The sequence below is a fragment of the Nonomuraea sp. NPDC049655 genome, from assembly GCF_044465465.1.
GTDB lineage: Bacteria > Actinomycetota > Actinomycetes > Streptosporangiales > Streptosporangiaceae > Nonomuraea.
Genome location: NZ_JBITLS010000001.1, coordinates 399509 through 420159, shown reverse-complemented (window position 1 = coordinate 420159; position 20651 = coordinate 399509). Strand labels below are relative to the sequence as shown.

At 71.8% G+C, this 20651-nt stretch carries 15 protein-coding genes; 9 read left to right on the top strand and 6 right to left on the bottom strand.

Translation table 11 applies throughout. The annotated features are described in order from the left end of the window. Positions 1-205 precede the first annotated feature (205 nt). A complete protein-coding gene (locus tag ACIBQ6_RS01945) occupies positions 206-1108 on the top strand; it encodes an endo-beta-N-acetylglucosaminidase H (protein WP_358297833.1) in 903 nt (300 codons plus the stop codon). 63 nt (positions 1109-1171) lie between these two features. On the opposite strand, the gene ACIBQ6_RS01940 is transcribed toward ACIBQ6_RS01945, so the two are convergent. Genes ACIBQ6_RS01940 through ACIBQ6_RS01925 form a run of 4 tightly spaced genes read right to left on the bottom strand, consistent with a single transcriptional unit; the run spans position 1172 to position 7291 of the window. Then, complete coding sequence (locus tag ACIBQ6_RS01940; RefSeq protein WP_397209721.1) at positions 1172-4168, bottom strand: alpha-mannosidase; 2997 nt, start codon at positions 4166-4168, stop codon at positions 1172-1174. A gap of 30 nt (positions 4169-4198) precedes the next feature. After that, positions 4199-5113, bottom strand: a complete 915-nt coding sequence (locus tag ACIBQ6_RS01935; RefSeq protein ID WP_358297839.1) for a carbohydrate ABC transporter permease — start codon at positions 5111-5113, stop codon at positions 4199-4201. Position 5114: 1 nt separating this feature from the next. Continuing rightward, on the bottom strand, positions 5115-6014 hold the full coding sequence (locus ACIBQ6_RS01930; RefSeq protein ID WP_358297843.1) for a sugar ABC transporter permease: 900 nt from the start codon (positions 6012-6014) through the stop codon (positions 5115-5117). Then, entirely contained in the window at positions 6011-7291 is a 1281-nt protein-coding gene (locus tag ACIBQ6_RS01925) for a sugar ABC transporter substrate-binding protein (protein WP_358297846.1), read from the bottom strand. Before ACIBQ6_RS01925 ends, ACIBQ6_RS01930 begins: the two co-directional genes overlap by 4 nt. 98 nt (positions 7292-7389) lie before the next feature. Here ACIBQ6_RS01925 and ACIBQ6_RS01920 point away from each other — a divergent pair, with 98 nt between their 5' ends. The 4 genes from ACIBQ6_RS01920 to ACIBQ6_RS01905 are packed head-to-tail and all read left to right on the top strand — an operon-like array spanning position 7390 to position 15003. Next, a complete protein-coding gene (locus tag ACIBQ6_RS01920; protein ID WP_358297849.1) occupies positions 7390-8421 on the top strand; it encodes a LacI family DNA-binding transcriptional regulator in 1032 nt (343 codons plus the stop codon). A 46-nt stretch (positions 8422-8467) separates the two neighbouring features. Next, positions 8468-9688: a glycosyl hydrolase gene (locus tag ACIBQ6_RS01915; RefSeq protein WP_358297852.1), complete on the top strand. Its 1221-nt coding sequence runs from the start codon at positions 8468-8470 to the stop codon at positions 9686-9688. A gap of 45 nt (positions 9689-9733) precedes the next feature. Beyond that, positions 9734-14020, top strand: coding sequence for an NEW3 domain-containing protein (locus tag ACIBQ6_RS01910; RefSeq protein ID WP_397209720.1), 4287 nt, complete (start codon positions 9734-9736; stop codon positions 14018-14020). Next, positions 14017-15003 carry a hypothetical protein gene (locus tag ACIBQ6_RS01905; RefSeq protein ID WP_397209719.1) on the top strand — a complete coding sequence of 329 codons (987 nt, stop codon included), beginning with the start codon at positions 14017-14019 and terminating at the stop codon, positions 15001-15003. The genes ACIBQ6_RS01910 and ACIBQ6_RS01905 overlap by 4 nt, the downstream gene beginning before the upstream one ends. A gap of 87 nt (positions 15004-15090) precedes the next feature. Here ACIBQ6_RS01905 and ACIBQ6_RS01900 read toward each other — a convergent pair whose 3' ends face one another. Then, the gene (locus ACIBQ6_RS01900; protein WP_397209718.1) at positions 15091-15741 is read right to left on the bottom strand and encodes a TetR/AcrR family transcriptional regulator; all 651 of its coding nucleotides are present in this window, start codon (positions 15739-15741) and stop codon (positions 15091-15093) included. Between the two features lie 141 nt (positions 15742-15882). On the opposite strand from ACIBQ6_RS01900, the gene ACIBQ6_RS01895 reads away from it, so the two are divergent. After that, positions 15883-16230: a nitroreductase family deazaflavin-dependent oxidoreductase gene (locus tag ACIBQ6_RS01895; RefSeq protein WP_397209717.1), complete on the top strand. Its 348-nt coding sequence runs from the start codon at positions 15883-15885 to the stop codon at positions 16228-16230. A gap of 29 nt (positions 16231-16259) precedes the next feature. Next, on the top strand, positions 16260-17039 hold the full coding sequence (locus tag ACIBQ6_RS01890; RefSeq protein WP_397209716.1) for a DUF4386 domain-containing protein: 780 nt from the start codon (positions 16260-16262) through the stop codon (positions 17037-17039). Here ACIBQ6_RS01890 and ACIBQ6_RS01885 read toward each other — a convergent pair. Then, entirely contained in the window at positions 17015-18487 is a 1473-nt protein-coding gene (locus ACIBQ6_RS01885) for a S41 family peptidase (protein WP_397209715.1), read from the bottom strand. The two genes, ACIBQ6_RS01890 and ACIBQ6_RS01885, sit on opposite strands and share 25 nt — an antisense overlap. Before the next feature lie 167 nt (positions 18488-18654). Here ACIBQ6_RS01885 and ACIBQ6_RS01880 point away from each other — a divergent pair, with 167 nt between their 5' ends. Then, complete coding sequence (locus ACIBQ6_RS01880; RefSeq protein ID WP_397209714.1) at positions 18655-19899, top strand: sensor histidine kinase; 1245 nt, start codon at positions 18655-18657, stop codon at positions 19897-19899. After that, positions 19896-20600 carry a response regulator gene (locus tag ACIBQ6_RS01875; RefSeq protein ID WP_397209713.1) on the top strand — a complete coding sequence of 235 codons (705 nt, stop codon included), beginning with the start codon at positions 19896-19898 and terminating at the stop codon, positions 20598-20600. The genes ACIBQ6_RS01880 and ACIBQ6_RS01875 overlap by 4 nt, the downstream gene beginning before the upstream one ends. The last annotated feature ends 51 nt before the right edge of the window (positions 20601-20651 follow it).

Sequence of the window (20651 nt, the reverse complement as noted above, 5' to 3'; positions counted from 1 at the left end):
ATATACGGAACATTACCACCGGAGAGATCTCCGGCGCCCGCGGCGTCTTTTCCGCGCCGGCGACACCTTGACAGCGGGCCCCGGGCTGCCGATGATCGAGGCGCTATACCGATTTATCTCCAGCCCCCACGCAGCCTCACGAAGACGAGTGGACTGGACTTAACCGATATAGCAAATCATCCCCCCATGCCCTGAGGAGCCGATCGTGAGTTCACCGCTCATGCGCAGAAGGACCCTGCTGGCAGCGCTGGCCGCGACCACCGTGGGTGCCGCGTTACCCACCGCGGCACACGCCGAGCGCCGCGCGGCCGGCAAGACCGGCCCGCTCTCGGTGGTCTACATCGAGGTCAACAGCGAGAGCATGACGAACGTCGCGAAGTACACGCTCGCCCGAGGCGGTGCGCAGGTGTTCGACATCGCGGTCATCTTCGCCGCCAACATCAACTACGACGGCACGAAGGCCTACCTCCACTGCAACGAGAACGTGCAGCGGGTGCTCGACAACGTGGCGACCGAGGTCCGCCCGCTGCAGCAGAGGGGCATCAAGGTCCTGCTGTCCATCCTCGGCAACCACCAGGGCGCCGGCTTCGCGAACTTCCCCTCCCAGCAGGCCGCCGACGCGTTCGCCCAGGAGCTGGCCGACGTGGTGACGACGTACGGGCTCGACGGCATCGACTTCGACGACGAGTACGTCGAGTACGGCAGGAACGGCACCGGCCAGCCGAACGCCTTCTCCTTCGTCTACCTGGTCCAGGCCCTGCGCCAGAAGCTGCCGAACAAGCTCATCACGCTGTACGACATCGGCCCGGCCGCCGACCGCCTGTCCTACAACGGCGTCAGCATCAACAACACCTTCGACTACGCCTGGAACCCCTGGTACGGCACCTGGTCCGTGCCGAACGGCCCGACCTCCAGGTCCCGCCTGTCGCCGGCCGCCGTGTCCTTCACCGGCACCAGCTCGTCCACCGCCGCCTCCCTCGCCCGCCGTACGGTCACCGAGGGGTACGGCGTCTTCCTCACCTACAACCTCACCTCGGCGAACACCGCCTCCTACATCTCGGCGTTCACCAACAAGCTGTACGGGAGCTCGGCCGTCTACACCCCCTGACGACTCCGCCGTGAACGCAGGTGAGGGGCGCCCGGACGGGCGCCCCTCACCGGGAACGTGCGGTCAGCGGCCGAGCCGCAGGGTGACCAGCTCGAACGGCCGCAACGTCACCGGGATCGACCGGCCGGGCCGCTCGGGCTCGGCCAGCGGGCGCTCCAGCAGGTCGGTCACGGTCACCGAGGTGACGGGGAAGCCGGCCGTGAGCGTGGCCGCCGCCCGGCCGCCGCGCGACTCGTGGAAGCGCACCACGACGTCGCCGCTGCCGTCGTCGGCCAGCTTGACCGCGGTGATCACGACCGCGTCGTCGTCCACCGTGACCAGCGGCGCCACCTCGGCTGCGCCGGACAGGACCCGCTCGGGCAGGTTGAGGAACCAGCCCTCGCGCACCGCGTCGCCGATCGTCGCGCCGGGCAGCAGCGCGTGCCGGAAGGTGTGCCTGCCCTGGTCGGTCTCGGGGTCGGGGAAGCGGGGGGCGCGCAGCAGCGACACCCGCAGGGTCGTGGTGGTGCCGCCGTCCTCGCGCACGGTCCGGGTCACGTCGTGGCCGTAGGTGGAGTCGTTGACCACGGCCACGCCCCAGCCGGGCTCCTCCAGGTGCACGAACTTGTGGTTGCACGCCTCGAACTTGGCCGCCTCCCAGCTCGTGTTGGTGTGGGTGGCGCGGTAGGCGTGGCCGTACTGGCTCTCGGCGGCGTAGCGCTCGGCGCGCACGTCGAGGGGGAAGGCCAGTTTGAGGAACTTCTCCGTCTCGTGCCAGTCGACGTCGGTGGCGATGTCGACCCGCCGCCCGTCCAGCGAGATCACCTGCGTGACGGACGAGCCGCCGAACGAGCGGGTGACGCGGACCGAGCCGGGCCGCTCGCCGGCCGTCACCTCGTCGGCCGCGGTGAGGTCGGTGACCGTGTTGCGGTAGAACTCGTCCACGTCCCAGGCGTCCCACATGTTGGGGAAGTCCTGGTGCAGCTGGAGCAGGTTGGCGGCCTGGCCGGGGGGCAGGGTCTCGCGCCGGGCCCGCAGGTCGTAGGCGGAGACGATCAGGCCGCGCCCGTCCACCTCGACCCGGAGCAGGCCGTTGTCCAGCACGAAGCCGCCGTCCTCGCGGGGTTCCACGGCCGTCGGGGTCCCCGGTGCGGCCGGGGCCGCGCCGCCGGCCGGGACGCCGTCGCGGGCGTGCGGGGCCGCGTTGAAGACCAGCTCGTGGGGGCCGTCTCCGGCCAGGGCCCGCTGGGCGTCGTCGATCAGGCCGGTCAGCTCCTCGGCCAGCGCCGCGTAGGTGGCCCTGGCCTCGCGGTGCACCCAGGCGATCGACGAGCCGGGCAGGATGTCGTGGAACTGGTGCAGCAGCACCGTCTTCCAGATGCGGTCCAGCTGCTCGTACGGGTAGGGCGCGCCGGTCCGCACGGCGGCCGTGGCGGCCCACAGCTCGGCCTCGCGCAGCAGCGACTCGCTGCGCCGGTTGCCCTGCTTGGTCTTGGCCTGGCTGGTCAGCGTGGCCCGGTGCAGCTCCAGGTAGAGCTCGCCCACCCAGACCGGCGGGTCGGGGTACTCGGCCTCGGCCTTGGCGAAGAAGCCGGCGGGGGTCTCCCAGGTGACGGTGGCCGAGCCCTCCAGGTCGCGCAGCCGGGCGGCCTTGGCCACCATCTCGCGGGTGGTGCCGCCGCCGCCGTCGCCCCAGCCGGTGGGGGCCAGCGAGTGCCGGGCGACGCCCTTGTCCTTGAAGTTGCGGGCCGCGTGCGCGATCTCCCGGCCGTTCATCGAGCAGTTGTAGGTGTCGACCGGCGGGAAGTGCGTGAACACCCGCGACCCGTCGATGCCCTCCCACAGGAACGTGTGGTGCGGGAACGTGTTCGTCCGGCTCCACGAGATCTTCTGGGTGAGCAGCCGCTTCGAGCCCGCCGCCTTGATGATCTGCGGCAGCCCGGCCGCGAACCCGAACGTGTCCGGCAGCCACACCTCCTCGTTGTCGACGCCGAACTCGTCGATGAAGAACCGCTTGCCGTGCACGAACTGGCGGGCCATGGCCTCGGAGCCGGGCATGTTCGTGTCGGACTCCACCCACATGCCGCCGGTCGGGACGAACCGCCCGGCCGCCACGGCCTTGGTCACCTTGGCCCACACCTCGGGCCGGTGCTCCTTGATCCACGCCCACTGCTGGGCCTGCGACATCGCGAACACGAACTCCGGCTCGTCGGCCAGCAGCGCCGTCATGTTGGAGGCCGTACGGGCGACCTTGCGGACGGTCTCGCGCAGCGGCCACAGCCAGGCCGAGTCGATGTGGGCGTGCCCGACCGCGCTGATCCGGTGCGCCGAGGGCACGGCGGGCGCGGACAGCACGCCGGCCAGCTCGGCGCGGGCCGCCTCGGCGGTGGCGTTGACGTCCTGGAGGTCGATCGCGTCCAGGGCGCGGTCGACGGCCCGGGTCAGCTCCGCGCGGCGGCCGCTGTCGGCGGGCAGCTCGTGCATCAGCTCCCCCACCACCTCCAGGTCGAGGATCAGGTTCCACACCGTCTCGTCGAACACGGCCAGGTCCATGCGCGCCAGCCGGTACTGCGGCTCGCTGCCCGCCGTCTCCTTGTCGCCGAGCAGGGTGGGCACGAACGGCTTGTAGTCGAGCACGACCGGGTTCGAGGCCGCCTCGATCCGCAGCTCGACCCGCTCGCCGCCGGTCGCCGGCGCGCCGACGCGCACCCACTGGTTACGCGGGTTGAGCCCCTTCACGGGCGTGCCGTCGGGCAGGTAGACCAGGCCCTCGCACTGGAAGCCCGGCATGTTCTCGTCGAAGCCGAGGTCGAGCACCGCCTCGACGGTCCGGCCCGTCCAGGCGTCCGGGACGGTGCCGGTCACCGTGAACCAGCTCGTCGCCCACGGCGCGCCCCACGCCGCGCCGACCGCGATCGGCTCGGTCGGGGCCGCGAGCCCTTCGGCGACGGGGACGGGCTCGCCCGGCGCGGTCCAGACGCGCACGTCCATCGGCACGGACTCGGGGTGGACGGCCGGGCGCAGACGTTCGTCCAGCACGCGCTTGAGACGGGCTTCGACCAGTGTGCGGTCGTCATGCATGGAGAGAGACTCCTCGTTCTCGGAACCGGCTCAGCCCTTGATCGCGCCCTCGGCGACGCCGCGGAAGAAGAAGCGCTGCAGCGAGGCGAACAGGAGCACGATGGGCAGGAAGGAGATCATTGTCCCAGCGGCGATGAGACGGGGGTTGGCGCTGAACGTGCCGTTGAGGTACTGCAGTCCGACGGTCAGCGTGAAGTTCTTCGGGTCGTTGAGCACGATGAGCGGCCACAGGAAGTCGTCCCAGGCGCCGATGAACGCGAAGATCGTGATCACGCTCAGCATGCCGCGCACGTTCGGCAGCCCGAGCCGGACGAGCCGCTGCCAGGGGGTCGCCCCGTCGATGACCGCAGCCTCGTCCATCTCCTTGGGGATGGCCTGGAAGGCGGTGCGCATCAGCAGCACGTTCAGCATGCCGATCGCGCCGGGCAGGGCCACGCCCAGCAGCGTGTCGGCCAGGCCCATGCCGCGGACGGTGACGTACTGGGAGACGATCGTCACCTCGCCCGGCAGCACGAGCGTGGACAGGAACAGCACCAGGAGCAGCTTGGCGCCCCGGAACTCCAGCCGGGCCAGCGCGAACCCGGCCAGCGTCGCGCCGACCGCGTTGCCGCCCACCACGATGACCGCCACGATCACCGAGTTGAGCGCGTACGTCCACACGGGGATGGTGTCCGCGACGCGCGCGTAGTTCGCCAGCGTCGGCTGGCGCGGGACGAAGCTCGGGGTCTGCGCGAAGACGTCCTCGAACGGGCCCTTCAGCGAGGTGGACAACTGCCACAGGAACGGCAGGATCGTGATCGCCAGGACGAGCAGCAGCAGCGCGTACCGCAGGACCAGCTCTCCTGGCGTGGTGGCGCCGAACCCGCCCCGGCCCCGGCGGCGGCCGTGCCGCCCCGGGCGGGCCGCCGCGGCGGCGGGTCGCGCGCTCGCCTTCATCGCCGCCATGTCAGTCCGCCTTCCTGTTGAGCCGGGTCAGCAGGAGCATCGGGCCGATCGTGATGACGAAGAGCAGGATGCTCAGCGCCGAGGCGTAGCCGAAGTGGCCGTAGAAGCCGCGGCTGTACATCTGGATCAGCATGACCAGCGACATCGCCCGCCCGCCGGGCCCGCCCGTGCCGTTGGACAGCACGAACAGCTCGGAGAACACGCGCAGGGCCGACACCGAGACCAGCACCGACACCAGCAACATCGTGTTGCGCACGCCGGGCACCGTCACGCTCCAGAACCGGCGGACGGCACCCGCCCCGTCCACGGCCGCGGCCTCGTGCAGTTCGCGCCGCACGTTCCCGAGCGCCGACAGGTAGATGATCATGTAGTAGCCCAGCCCCTTCCACACCGTCAGGGTGATGGCGCTGAGGACCAGCAGCCACCGGTCGGTCAGGAACGGCAGCGGCCCCTGCAGCACGCCCAGCGCCTGCATGAGCCCGTTGATCAGGCCCCGGTCGCTCAGCAGCCAGCTCCAGATCAGCGCGACCACGACGGCGGAGGCGACGACCGGGGTGTAGAAGGCGGTGCGGAAGAACGTGATGCCGGGGATCTTCTTCTCCACCAGGATCGCCAGCAGCAGCGGCAGCAGGGTGAGCACCGGCAGGCAGACCAGCATGAAGACGACGCTGTTGAGCAGCGCGTTGCCGAGCTGGTCGTCGTCGAGCATGCGGCCGAAGTTGGCCAGCCCGGTGAAGTGCCCCCCGCTGAGCGGTTTGGCGTTGGTGAAGGCCAGCACCAGCGTGTTCAGCGAGGGCCAGACGTTGAAGACGAGCAGCCACAGCGCGGCGGGCGCCACCAGCAGCCAGGGGGTGAGCCGGCGGCGGAGGGCGCCCTGTGCGGGAAGAGCGGGGGTGATCACTGGTTGAGCAGCTCGTTGCACTTGGCGACCGCGGCGTCCAGCGCCTCCTTGGCGGAGACCTCGCCGTTGAGCGCGAGGGCGATCTGCTGGCGGATGAACTTGCTCATCGCGTCGGTCACCTCGACCGGCTGCAGCATCTTGGCCGTGGCCAGCGACTTGAAGGCGATGACCTTGGCGTCGCCGGCGTTGGTGCCGTCGCTCTGGGTGAAGAACGGGTCGCCGGCCGAGGCCTTGGTGCTGGGGAAGACGCTGACCTCGTGCGCGAACGCCGCCTGGTTCTCGGCGCTGGTCACCCAGCGGGCCAGCGCGATCGCCGCGGCCGGGTTCTTGCTCTTCTTCGACACCGACAGGCCCTGCACGTACAGCGGCGGGGTGCCCATCGCGGTCGAGGGCACGACCTTGGGCGCGAGGGAGGGGTTGTCGGTCTTGACGGCGATGATGTGGTTGGCGCCGGCCGTCGTCCAGGCCACGGTGCCCTCGTTGAACAGCTTGGCGTTGCCCGCGTAGGTGTCGGTCAGCACGTCGCGCGGCAGTAAGCCCTCCTTGAAGGCGGCCCGGTACTTCTCGATCACCGCGACGGCCTCGGGGGTGTTGAAGACGAAGCTCTTGCCGTCGTCGGACAGCAGCTTCACGCCCGCCTGGGCCAGGTCGCCCAGCTCGGGGCGGCGGCTCATCAGGTACGTCTTGCCGCCGGACTTCTCCTTGTAGGTCCGGGCCTGCTCGACCAGCTCGTCGAACGTCGTCGGCGGCTTGGCCGCGTCGAGGCCGTTCTTCTTCATCAACTCGGAGTTCCAGTAGTTGACGTCGGTGTTGAGGTACCAGGGATAGCCGTACGTGCCGGGGTAGCCGCGGAAGGTGTAGGCGTCGATGCCGCCCGCGACGTACTCGTCGGCGAGCTTGGGGTCGGCGGCGGCGACGTCGAGCAGCATGCCCTGCTGGACCAGGGGCCTGGCGAAGTCGGGGGGCAGGTTGGTGACGTCCGGGAGTGTTCCGGAGGCGGCCTGGTTGAGTACCTTCTCGGAGTAGGCGTCCGCCGGCTGGTCGAGCCATTCGACCTTCGTGCCGGGGTACTTCTTCTCGAAGGCGGCGACGACGCCCTCGACGTACGCCGTGAACTTGGGCTTCAGGGCCCACGTCTGGAGGCTGACAGTGCCCTTCACCTCTCCCGTGGCCGCCGCGGTCGGGGCGGCGGCTCCCGACTCGCCGGACCCGCCGAGGCCGCAGCCCGAGACGACCATGACGGCTGCCACCGCCGGTCCCGTCCAGTACCTACGCATGGCGCTCTCCTTGGTTACTAAATCGCTCTAGTTGCGGGACTATTCACCTGGCTAGACTCGTGTGTCAATAGCTGAGACGAATTCGTGAAGGAGCAGTGGTGCGCCGACCGACGATCACCGACATCGCCGAGCGGGTCGGGGTTTCCAAGGGCGCGGTGTCCTTCGCGCTCAACGGCCGCCCGGGGGTCGGAGAGGCCACCCGCGCGCGAATCCTGCAGGTGGCGAAGGAGATGAACTGGCGTCCGCACAGCGCCGCCCGGGCCCTCGGCGGGGCGCGCGCGGAGGCGGTGGGCCTGGTCATCGCCCGGCCCGCCAGCGCCCTCGGCGTGGAGCCGTTCTTCGCCCAGTTACTGTCCGGCCTGCAGTCGGGGCTGTCGGCCCAGGCCGTCGCGCTGCAACTGCTGATCGTGGAGGACGCCGAGGCCGAGATGGAGATCTACCGCGAGTGGACCTCCGCCCACCGGGTCGACGGCTTCGTCATGGTGGACCTCATGGTCCGCGACCCGCGCGTCGCGGTGCTGGAGGAGCTGGGCGTGCCCGCCGTGGTCCTGGGCGGGCCGGGCAGGCACGGGTCGCTGTCGAGCGTCTGGGCCGACGACCGGGAGGCCATGCTGTCGATCGTGGACTACCTGGCCGCGCTCGGCCACCGCAGGATCGCGCACGTCGCGGGCCTGCCGGCGTTCCGGCACACCCAGCGGCGCGCCCGCGCGCTGCGCGATCGCGCGGGGCGGCTGGCCCTGGAGGAGGCGGTGTCGGTGCACACCGACTTCAGCGACTCCGAGGGCGCCGCCGCGACGCGTGCGCTGCTGTCGCGGCCGCGCCGGCCCACCGCCATCGTCTACGACAGCGACGTGATGGCCCTGGCCGGGTTGGGGGTGGCCGGCGAGATGGGGGTGAAGGTGCCCGACGACCTGTCCATCGTGGCCTTCGACGACTCGGTGCTCACGCGGATCACCCACCCCGCGATCACCGCGCTCTCCCGCGACACCTTCGCCTTCGGCAAGCGGCTGGCCGAGGTGATGCTGGAGGTCATCGCCGACCCTGAGCAGCGCAAGGACGTCAAGACCGAGACCCCCCGGCTGACGGTCCGGGAGAGCACGGCGGCTCCGGGGGCTTGGCAGGGCGACTAAATCGCTTTAGGCTCCGCCGGGAGATCGTACGACCCCCGGAGGACGCGTGCCCCTGCTCGACCCCATCCGCCACGGCGCCAACTACGTGCCCTCCGCCGGCTGGTTCCACAGCTGGCTCGACCTGTCGCTCGACGCGGTCCGCCGCGACTTCGAGGACCTGGCCTCGATCGGCCTGGACCACGTGCGCGTGTTCCCGATCTGGCCGTGGATCCAGCCCAACCCGGGGCTGGTCCGGCAGCGCGGCGTGGAGGACCTGCTGGCCGTGATCGACGTCGCGGCCGAGTTCGGCCTGTCCGTCGCCGTGGACCTGCTCCAGGGGCACCTGTCCAGCTTCGACTTCCTGCCCTCCTGGGTGCTCACCTGGCACCGTCGCAGCCTGTTCACCGACCGCGGCGCGCGCGACGCCATAGCCGCCTACGCCGACCGGCTCACCCGGGCCGTCGCCACCCGCGGCAACGTGTTCGCCGTCACGCTCGGCAACGAGGTCAACAACCTCTACCCCAGCAACGCCACCACCCCCGAGGCGTCCACGGCGTGGGCCGCCGAGCTGATCGACGTCGTGCGTGCGGCCGCGCCCGGCCTGCTCGCCCTCCACTCCCTGTACGACGCCACCTGGTACGACCCGGAGCACCCGTTCCGTCCCGCCGACAACGTGGACCTGGGCGACCTGACCACGGTGCACTCCTGGGTGTTCAACGGCGTCTCCGCGATCGACGGCCCGCTCGGTCCGGCCACCGTCTCGCACGCCGACTACCTGGTCGAGCTGGCCGCCGCCACCTCGCTCGACCCGGCCAGGCCCGTCTGGCTGCAGGAGATCGGGGTGCCCAGGCCCGACGTGCCCGAGGCCAGGACCGCCGAGTTCGTCCGCCGCACGCTCGACGCGGTGACCGCCAACCCCGCCCTGTGGGGCGTCACCTGGTGGTGCTCCCACGACCTGGACCGTTCCCTCTCCGACTTCCCCGAGCGGGAGTACGAGCTGGGCCTGTTCACCGTGGACCACCGTCCCAAGCCGGCGGCCAAGGAGCTCGCCGCGATCATCGACGAGCGCCGCGGCCGTACCGAGGCGCGGCGTCCGGCCCTGCGGTGCGACGTGGACCTGCGGACCGAGCCCGGACGCCGGGCCGAGGTCGCGCCGGGCAGCGCCTTCCACGCCGCATGGGTCCGGCTGCGCCAGTCCGGGCCCGTGGCCATCGTCGCCGGCGACCGCGCCGACGACCCCGGCCACCTCACTGCCCGAGGGATCGGCAGCGTCCTCACCCCGGAGTGAGCGGCGGGCCGACCGCAAGATCATCGATTTCCAGAGAGGAAGACCGTGTCAGTCGCCATCGTCTCCGTGGAGTCCACGGACCTGTTCACGGGCACCGAGGACGCCCCGCGCCAGGTGCTGCGCGTGACACTCGACGGCCCGCCGGCCCGGGTCGCCGTCACCGGCCCGGGCGTGTCCGGGGAGGCGGAGGGCGCGGGCGTGGTCGAGGTCCCGCTGGAGATCGCCGGCCCGGTCCCGGGGGCCGAGCTGCCGGTCGTGGTGACGGCGGGCGGCGCGCGGGCCGAGGCCGTGGTGGTCGTGGCCGAGCCCGGCTGGACGATGTTCCTGGTCTCCCACTTCCACTACGACCCGGTGTGGTGGAACACGCAGGCGGCCTACACCTCGCCGTGGGAGCTGCTGTCCGGGGACGCCACCACCCGCCCGCTGTGGGAGCGCAACGGGTTCGCGCTGGTGGAGGCGCACCTGGACCTGGCGCTGCGCGACCCGGTCTACAAGTTCGTGCTGGCCGAGATCGACTATCTCAAGCCGTACTTCGACGTCCATCCCGAGCGCCGGGCCGACCTGCGGCTGCTGATGGAGCGCGGGCAGGTCGAGCTGGTCGGGGGGACGTACAACGAGCCCAACACCAACCTCACCGGCGCCGAGGTCACGATCAGGAACATCGTGTACGGCATCGGCTACCAGCGCGACATCCTCGGCGGGGATCCGGCGACGGCGTGGCAGCTCGACGCGTTCGGGCACGACCCGCAGTTCCCCGGATACCTCGCCGCGGCGGGGCTGACCGGCAGCGCGTGGGCGCGCGGGCCGTTCCACCAGTGGGGGCCGATCCAGAAGAACTTCCGCGAGGCCAAGGACGACGCCCGGGTGATGCAGTTCCCGAGCGAGTTCGAGTGGATCGCCCCCTCGGGGCTCGGCGTGCTGACGCACTTCATGCCCCACCACTACTCGGCCGGCTGGTGGATGGACTCCGCCGCCGACCTGGCGAGCGCCGAGCACGCCGTGTACGAGCTGTACCGCAAGCTCAAGCCGGTCGGGGCGACGCGGAACCTGCTGCTGCCCGTGGGCACCGACTACACCCCGCCCAACAAGTGGGTCACCGAGATCCACCGCTCCTGGAACGCCCGCTACGTCTGGCCGCGCTTCGTCTGCGCCACCCCGCGCGACTTCCTCGACGCGGTCCGGGCCGAGCTGGCGGCCACCGGACGCCGCCCGAGCCCGCAGACCCGTGACATGAACCCGGTCTACACCGGCAAGGACGTCTCCTACATCGACACCAAGCAGGCGCAGCGGGCGGGCGAGGTGGCCGCCGTGGACGCGGAGAAGCTGGCCACCCTCGCCGCGCTCGAAGGGCTCGGGACCTACCCCGAGGCCGCGCTGGACAAGGTGTGGCGGCAGCTCGCCTACGGGGCACACCACGACGCGATCACCGGCAGCGAGTCCGACCAGGTCTACCTGGACCTGTTGTCCGGCTGGCGCGAGGCGTACGACCTGGCGGGCGCGGTGCGCGACGTCTCGCTCGCCTCGCTGGTCGCCCGCGTGGACACCGGCGGCGAAGGCGTCGCGGTGGTCGTCGCGAACACGCTGTCGTTCGACCGGTCGGCGCCGGTGGCCGTACGGCTGCCCGCCGGGCTCGACGGCGGACGGGTGCTCGACGACACCGGCGCGGAGGTGCCGTGCGTCGTGGACCGGGGGACCCTGCGGTTCCTGGCCGAGGACGTGCCCGCCACCGGCTGGCGCACCTGGCGCCTTCTCCCCGGATCGTCCCGGCCCGGTGCGGCCGCATGGACGCCCGCGCCCGGCGTCACCGTCGAGAACGCCCGCTACCGCGTCACCGCCGACCCCGGCCGCGGCGGCTGCCTGTCCGCCGTCCTGGACAAGAAGGCGGGACGCGAGCTGCTACGGCCCGGCTGCGTCGGCAACGAGCTGCGCGTCTACGAGGAGTACCCCGCCCACCCCGACTTCGGCGAGGGCCCCTGGCACCTGGTGCCCAAGGGCCCGGTCGTCGGCGCGGCGGAGGGCGCGGCCCAGGTGCGGCGCGAGACCTGCCCGCTCGGCGAGCGCCTGGTGATCACCGGGACGGTGGACGGCATCGGCTACGAGCAGACCGTCACGCTCTGGGACGGCGTGGACCACGTGGACCTGACCACCCGCGTCCTGGACTACCGCGGGGCCGACCGGCTGCTGCGGCTGAGCTTCCCCGCCGACCTGCCCGGCGCGCTGCCGGTGAGCGAGGTGGCCGGGGCCGTGGTCGGGCGCGGGTTCGCCCTGCCCGACGTGGACGCCGCCGAGGCGCCGTGGACCCTCGACAACCCCGCCAACACCTGGTTCGGCCTGGGCTCCACCGCCCGCGTCGCGCTCACCGGCCCCGGCGGCCGGCCGCTGGGCGAGCGGGCGCTCGGCGTGGCGGAGGTGGTCGTGCCCGGCCCCGACCGCCACTCTCCGGGCGAGCAGGCGCTCGGCGCGGCCCAGGTGATCGTCTCCGGCCCGGACGACGGCGCCGGCGTGCGCGACCTGCTGGTCGCGCTGGTCAGGGCCGGGGTCACCGCGACCACGGCCGGGGCGGACTGGTCCAGGTACGGCTGGCTCGACGTCGACTCCAACCTCCCCGACTTCCGCATCATGATCGGCGGGCCGCGGGAGAACGACGCGGTGCGCGAGCTGCTGGAACGCGCGGGCCCGGCCTATGCCGAGGTCCTGGAGCGGGACGGGCGCGTCTGGGTGCCCGCCGCCCGGCCGCTGCGCGAGGTCTGGCGGCCCAACGCCGACCTGCGTGACCTGCGGGCGCTGCCGGCCCTGATCACCACCGATCCCGCCGCGCTGACCGCCGACCTCGCCGACGCCCGCGTGAGCTCCGCCTGCCCCGGCGAGGTCCCGGAGTCCGAGCTGCTCACCGGCCACACCGTCGCGCTGCTCACCTACGGCCTGCCGGGCTTCGCCGTCGATCCGGCCGGCACGTTGCACCTGTCGCTGATGCGCTCGTGCACCGGGTGGCCGTCCGGGGTGTGGATCGACCCGCCCCGCCGTACGCTGCCCGACGGAGCGGGCTTCCAGCTCATGCACTGGACCCACGAGTTCCGTTACGCGCTGGTCTCCGGCGAGGGCGACTGGCGCACGCTGACGCTGCCCGCCCGGGGGCAGGAGTTCAACCATCCGCTGTACGCCGTGCTCGCCGAGCCGCACGGGGGCCCGTTGCCGCCGACCCGGTCGTACCTGAAGGTCGAGCCGGCCCGGGAGGTGCTGGTCGGCACCGTCAAGCCGGCCGGCAACCCGACCGCGCACGGGTCGGCCGCCGCGGCGGACCCGGCTTCCGGGGTGACCGTGCGCCTGATGGAGTCCACCGGACTCGGCCGCGACGCCGTCCTTTCCGGTGCGCTCGCCCTCACCGAGCCGCACCGCGCCGACCTGCTCGAACGGCGGCGCGAACCCGTCCAGGGGGCAGCCGTCACGCTGACCGGCGCCGAGGTCGCCACCGTGATCGCCGTCCCCGCCCTGCCGCTGGGTGGGTCGGCCCGCGGCGGTGCGGTGCTGGGGCCGGCGGCCGAGGTGGCGCAGCCGGTGCATGCGCGGTACTGGCTGCACAACCGGGGGCCGGCGCCGATGGGCTACCTGCCGGTGAGCGTCACGGCGTCGCCGGGCCTGGTGCGGACCGAGGGCGAGCCCGCCGAACTGTCGGTGGTGCTCTCCTCGCACCTGCTCGACGCCGACGTGGAAGGAACCGTGGAGATCCTCGTCCCCGAGGGCTGGACGGCCGGTCTGACGCGGCGCCCGTACCGGCTGGCGGCGGGCGGGCACGTACGGTTCCCGGTGACGGTGACCCCGCCCCGGGGCGTCGAGCCGGGCCTGTACTTCGTCGCCGCCCGGATCCGGCACGACGGCCAGACCGTCGAGGACGTGGTCACCGTCGCCGTCGGCGACCTCCCCGGTGACCTGCCCGGCGTGCTGCCCGTGCCCGGTGACGTCCCCGAGGACTGGGTGGCCGCGCAGGGCAGCAAGGACCGTCCCGGCCGCGACACCGGCCTGTCGGTGGAGGTGACGACGCCGTCGGTGCGCGTCGCTCCCGGCGGGCGTGCCGTGCTGGGGCTGGCGCTGCACAACCGCACGAACGGTGAGATCCGGGGCGAGCTGCAGGTCGTCTCGCCCTGGGGCACGTGGGACCTGATCGCCGCCCCGGTCCGCGGGTTCGTCCTGGCGGCCGGCGAGAGCACGGTCGCCGAGTTCGAGGTGTCCGCACCCCGCGACGCGGTCCCGGGCTCCGCCTGGGCCCTGGGCAAGGTCATGTGGTTCGGCCGCTGCCAGTACGCCCCGACCGTCGAACTGGTGGTGACCCCATGACCCCCACTCCCAAGGCGAACCATCCGACCTCCGCCCCCGTGCCCGCAGCGGACCATCCGACCTCCGCCTCCGCGCATCAGGCCGACCATCCGGCCCCCGCCCAACCTCCCCGCGCCCACCATCCGACCTGCGTCCCAACACCTCAGGTCAGCCATCCGGACTCCGCCCACGCGCCCGTCACCGGCGAGCCGGTCGCGCCCGGCGTGGGGCCGGTGCTCGGCTGGCTCGACGGCTGCCCGCTCCCCCGCTTCGAGCTGGACCGACGGCTCGCAGCCCTCCGGGCCGGCCCGAGGTCCTCGGCGCTTCCGGCGCCGGGCACGGCCGAGGACCGGCAGCTCACGCGCTGGGTGGCCCAGGTGGTGCTGACCGAGCAACTGTGCGCCGCCGAGGCGACAGCCCGCGGACTCCCCCTGGAGAAGCCCCCACCACCCCGCCCCAACCAACCCCCCACCGACGCCCCTGCAGTACGGCCGGACCAACGAGCCACCGACGCCATCGCGGTACGGCTCGACCAGCGGGCGGCTGTTGAGCTGGGTTCGATCGCTGCGGCGGCCTACGAGGGCAGCGCCGCCGTTCGAGCCGTCTACGAGGCCGTCACCGCCGACGTCACGGTCTCCGCGTCGGAGGCGGCCGCGTATCGGGAGGCCACCACGCGACCGCCCACCGGACCGACATGGCGGCTACGCACCCCGGACGGCGAGTTCGACGCCGAACCGGGTTCGCTGCCCGTCGCCCTGGCCGAAGCTCTGGCCGCCGCCGTACCGGGCCAGACGGTGACGGCCGGTCCTTGGACCGCCACCCTCGTCACCCGCCACGACCCCGTCCCGGACCGAGACGCACCCGCCGACGGCCTCCTCGACTCCGCACGCAGGGTGGCGTTCGTACGCTGGCTCGACCACGCCCGCGCCCACCGGCTACGCCTGGTGCCGGGCCTCGAACACCCCGGCGACCCCGCACAACCCGACAACCACCACCGCCACTGACACCACCATCAACCCAGCCGGACCGGCCCGTCCAAGCCCCTCGCCCGTTCGCCACCCGTACCGAGAAGCTCACCCGGATTCGCCCCGTCACTGGACGCTTCGGCGCGCTTCGAGGGCGTCCAGGATCAGGTCGAGGCCGTAGCCGAATTCGCTGGTGTAGTCGTAGCCCGGTCGCAGGGCGTGGTCGCGGATCATCTCGGTGAGGTACGGCAACTCCTTCTCCGGCAGTTGCCGGAGGATGTCGCCGGCCACGTTCTCGACGTCGTCCGGCGTCGCCATCGGCAGGTTCGCCTCCTGCAGGACGAACCCGGAGACGTAGCTGTCGATCAGCGACACGGCGTGCGCGGCCATCGGCAGCGTGAACCCCGCCTCCCGCAGGACGCCCAGGACGGCATCATGGTGGCGTAGCGTCGCCGGCCCCGGATCGCGGCGGGAGTCCATCAGGCCGAGGGCCCAGCTGTGCTGCGACAGGACCGCGCGGGCGGAGACGGCTCGCGTACGGATCGCATCGCGCCAATCGTCGCATTCGGCACCCGGCAACTTGATCGCCGCGAAGACCATGTCGACCACGCCGTCGAGGATCGCGTCCTTGTTGGGCACGTGGTGGTAGAGCGACATCGCCTCCACGCCCAGTTCCTGCGCCACCCTGCGCATCGTGATCGCCTCCGCGCCGCCGCGGTCCGCGACCCGGATCGCGGCTTCCAGGACGAGGACTCTGCTGAGCGGTTGCGGCGGCATGACGGCTCCGGGGACGTGTGCGGGTTGACAGCCTTACGAGCGTAAGCCAACCTTACACCTGTAAGTGACCTTACGAGCGTAAGGCTGTTCTGGAACGTAGCGAAGGAGACTTCCATGCCGATGCCGAGGTGGTGGGGGCACGTGAACAAGAAGGTGTTCAACCCCCGCGCGATAACCGGCGGAAGATGGCCGGTGCTGATTCACGTCGGCCGCATTTCCGGCGCCACGTACCGCACGCCGCTCGACGCGCATCCCGTCGACGGCGGTTACCTGTTCGTTCTGGTGTACGGATCGCGTTCGGACTGGGTGCAGAACGTCCTGGCGGCCAGAAATGCGCGGCTCCGGGTCGACGGGCGGGACGTGGAACTCACCGCCCCGCGCCTCATCGGTGAGGACGAGGCTTTCCAGGCCCTTCCCGAGAAAGTGGCACGCCCGCCGAAGCTGCTCCGCATCACCGAGTTCCTGCGCATGGACCTGCTCACCGGCTGACCACCACGACAATTTCGGGGACAAGAATCGTGCACACGAACAGGCGGGCGACCACAATTGCCGGCGCCCTGGTCATCCTGGGTATGATCGCCGGCGCGCTGAGCGTCGTTCCCGCCGTCGATGAACCACGCCGTCTCGCTCTCGTTTCCGCACACGAGAGCCAGGTCATCCTCGGCGCAGTCGCTCAGTCCATCATGATCCCCGCCTATGTCGGATTCGCGCTGTGCCTGTATCCGATGTTGCGGGCGGAGAACGAAGGACTCAGCTCCGGTTTCCTCGGGTTCAGGCTGATCGCGGCGACGTTCCACTTCATCGGCGTCATCATGCTGCCCTTGTTTCTCGTGCTGGGCCGGGAACTCGCCCAAGCCGATGCCGTGGCCGCATCCAGTATCGAGGTCGTCGGTGAATTACTGCGGACGGCGCGCGACCTGGTCAATCATGTCGCCTTGATCATCTCGCTCAGTCTTGGAGATCTCCTGTTGTTCCGCATTCTGTGGCGGTCGAGATCTGTCCCTCGATGGTTGTCCGGGTGGGGATTCCTGGCAATAGCGGCAGCCGTGTCGGCGAGTTTCCTGGTGCTGCTTGGTGCAACTGACGTCGTAACGCCGCTCTACCTGGCGATGAATGCGCCACTGGCCCTGCAGAGCTTCGTCTTCGCCGTGTGGTTGATGACAAGAGGTTTCGTCACGCAGAAGGCATCTTCGAGGCACTGGCGGCGGGCGGTTCACCCCGATTCCCATGGCCGGCCGCCGCCCGCGGCCGGCCTGTTCCGGGCGCGGAGGCGCTACCGCCGCCGGCTCGTCAGGTAGGAGAGGGCCTTGGCGAAGGCGGCGTCGTGGCCGCCGTTCAGTTCCTCGTCGCTGAGGACGCCGGGAACGGACAGGTGCGGCGGGATGCCCGTGACGTCGAAGGTGGTCCCGTCGCGGGTCAGGAAACGTTCGTTGGGCAGCGCGAAGCTCCACCCGTTGGGCAGCTTCCGCCACAGGAAGTCGGAGAACGCTCCCTGCGTGTTCTCCCCGATGCGCTCGGGCCGGGGCGTCCGTCCCGTCATGGCCTGGGTGAAGGTCTCGCCCGCGCTGATGGTCAGGCTGCTGGTGAGCATGGCGATGGGGCCCGTGTACACCGGGGCGGTCGCCGGCCGTACGGGCACCGGCCTGGGGCGGGTGAACCCGGGCGGATCGCCGGGGGTGTTGCGGGCCTGCTTGGCGTACGCCTCGTACGGCCTGCCGGTGAGCCTGGAGGCGAGCCGCAGGCCGAGTGCGTCGTAGCCGCCCAGATTGACGCGGACGTCGATGATGAGACCGCGCAGCCGGCCGGGCCCCGAGGTGCGGGACACGGTGAAGATCTCGTCGAGCGCCCGGTCCAGCTCGGCCGCGTTGGGCTCGTAGCCGCCGTCGGCGTAGCCGTCGAACGCGCCCAGCCGCAGGTAGCCCAGGCCGTCCGGGAGGTCGGCGTACCCGATCACGCCTCGTCCCCACTGTTGCAGAGGTTCGTGGGTGTCGTTCTTCTCGACGAACTCCCGGACGCGTTCGTTGAAGGCGATGAAGGCCGGCACCCCGTCCAATTGCCTGGTGCCCGGACGCAACGGTCTGGCGAACTGCCTGCCGCCCGCGATGAGCGCGGTGTGCGCGTCGCCGAGCTCCTTGAGGATGTCGCGCAGGACGGCGAACAGCTCCTCGTTCCCGCTGTCCGGACCGATCCTGGACCGGTACCGGTCCCGTACGGCTCGCCAGTCGACGCCCTTGGTGGCGAAGAACGGGTAGTTCTCGGCGAAGGTCGTCCAGAAGACGTCGAACACCTTCACCGGATCAGCGGGCGTGGGGGTGGCACAGGCCCGGGGCAGGCGGGGCAGCCTCCGCAGGTCGATGGCGCCGACGCTGCCCGGATATCGTAGCCGCGCCCGGCCTGGCCCCCGCGTCTGGACGACGATCCGCCGGCCGCCCTCCTGGGCCGTGAAGGACGCCGAGTCGCGCGTGCGCGCCGTCTGTTCCGCCGAGAGCACCCCACGCAGGCAGCTGATCGCCGTCGTGTCGTAGGTGATGAGCCGCCCCTGGCCGATGCCGAAGACGGTGCCGTAACCGTCGGCCCGCCAGAGGCCGTCCAGCGGCTGCCGCCCGACGGCGGCCTCCGCGGGCGGTGTGGCGACCTGTCCCGCCACGGCGACGCCCAGCGCGGCCAGTACGGCGGCCAGTCGCCGGAGCGTCCGTCCGCGGCCCCTCTTTCTGCTGTCGGTGCCGAGATCGTTGTTGTCGTTCATGGGGTCCGACGCTAGGCAGCGTGCCCGGCCGGGCGCGTCACACCACGGAGCCGTCCATACCGGTCATACCTTCTGGCCATCCGGCCGGCGCGTCATACCCAGGTGGGAGGCCCGAAGTCGGCTCTGAGGCTGATCCGTCCGCGAAGGCCGGCGGCTACGGTGATGGCATGTCGCGCGCCTTCACCACGGCCCCGGCCCCGGCCGGACCGGCGGCCCCATCCGCGCTCCGGTTCGCGAGGGTGCGGGCCGGAGCGCCCTGGGGGATCGCCTGCTTCATGTTCGCCATGAACGTGGGGATGCTCGCCACCGTCTACGACGCTCCGGTCGAGCTGACGGTGGCGCTCGCGGCGGCCTGCGCGGCTCCGGTGACGTTCTGCCGGCGCCGGCCGGTGACCGCCTGGCTGCTGCTCTACACCGGGATGCTGGTCACGCCGCTGCTGGTCGCGCCGCCGCCGGCGAACAATCCGTGGCCGTGGCTGCCGATGCCCGTGGTCGCCTATCTGATCGTGCTGTTCGTGCTGGCGCAGCACCGGCCGCGATGGATGCTGGCGGCCGTGTGGGCGCTGTCCCTCCTCGGCGCGCTGGCGGACGTGTCACTGGTGCCCATGTCGGCCACGGACCGGGCCGTGGCGCTGCAGCTCGTGGCGGCCGTCGTGCCGGTGCCGTTGATCGTCGGCGACAACGTGCGCTGGCGCCGCCGGGCCCGGGCGCGGGTCGCCGAGCAGGAACAGGTCAGCGCGGCCGAACGGGCCCGGCGCGAGCTGCTGGAGGAACGGACCAGGATCGCCAGGGAGATGCACGACGTGGTGGCGCACCACATGTCGGTGATCGCCGTACAGGCCGCCAGCGCGGCGCGCAGGCTCGGCGGGGTGCCCGCCGGCGCCGAGCGGGAGTTCGACTCCATCGGGGCGGCGGCCCGGCAGTCACTGGCCGAGATGCGGCGTCTGCTGGGCGTGCTGCGCAGCGACGACGCGCTGCCGCCGCGCGCCCCGCTGCCGGGCCTCGACCAGCTGGGCGTGCTGGTGGAGAGCGCCAGGCGGGCCGGCACACCCGTCGAGCTGACGGTGAGTGGCCTGCCCAGGCACATACCCCCGGGCATGGAGCTGCCGGTCTACCGGATCGTGCAGGAGGCGCTCAGCAACGTGATCCGGCACGCGCCGGGCGCCGCCACGGCCGTGGCGGTCACCGGGAACGGGTCCGGGCTGCGGGTCGTGGTCGAGAACGCGCCGCCCGCGGGCGCGGGGCTCGCGCTCGCCGAGCCCGCGGGCACCGGTCACGGGCTGGCCGGGATGCGAGAACGGGCCGCCATGGTGGGCGGCGTCCTGCTGACCGGGCCGACGCCACGGGGCGGGTTCCGGGTCGAGCTGACGTTACCCCTGGTGCAGGCGGGACACGGGAAGGAGCACCCATGACGATCCGGGTGCTCGTCGCCGACGACCACGCAATGGTCCGGGCGGGCTTCGGCGCCCTGCTGGCCGCCGAACCGGACATCGAAGTCGTCGGTGACGCGGCCGACGGCGAGCAGGCGGTGGACCGGACAAGGCGGCTGCGGCCCGACGTCGTCCTCATGGACGTCCGCATGCCCGGCATGGACGGCCTGCGGGCGGCCCGGCTGCTCCTGGCGCCGCCCGGCGGCCAGTACAGGCCGCGTGTGGTGATGCTGACCACCTTCGACCTGGACGACTACGTCTACGAGGCGCTGCGCGCAGGCGCCAGCGGGTTCCTGCTGAAGGAGGCGCCGCCCGCGGACCTGGTCTCGGCCGTGCGGGTGGTGGCGGCCGGCGACGCCCTGCTCGCCCCCTCGGTGACCCGGCGTCTCATCGAGGAGATCGCCCGGTGCCGGCCCGCGTTGCCTGACGCCGCACCCCGGGTGCAGTCGCTGACCGAGCGGGAGTCCGAGGTGCTTGTGCACGTGGCCCGCGGCCTGTCCAACGCCGAGATCGCCGCGGCCCTGATCGTCGCCGAGCAGACGGTCAAGACGCACATCGGCCGCATCCTGGCCAAGCTCGATCTCCGCGACCGCGCCCAGGCGATCGTCTTCGCCTACGAGAGCGGCCTCGTCGTACCCCGCTCCGACCTCACGGCGTACGGGAACTGGAGAACGCCGAGTTGAGAGGGCGGGGAGAAGTCGGCACACGCGCGCCTGCCCCACCTTGAACGTCCA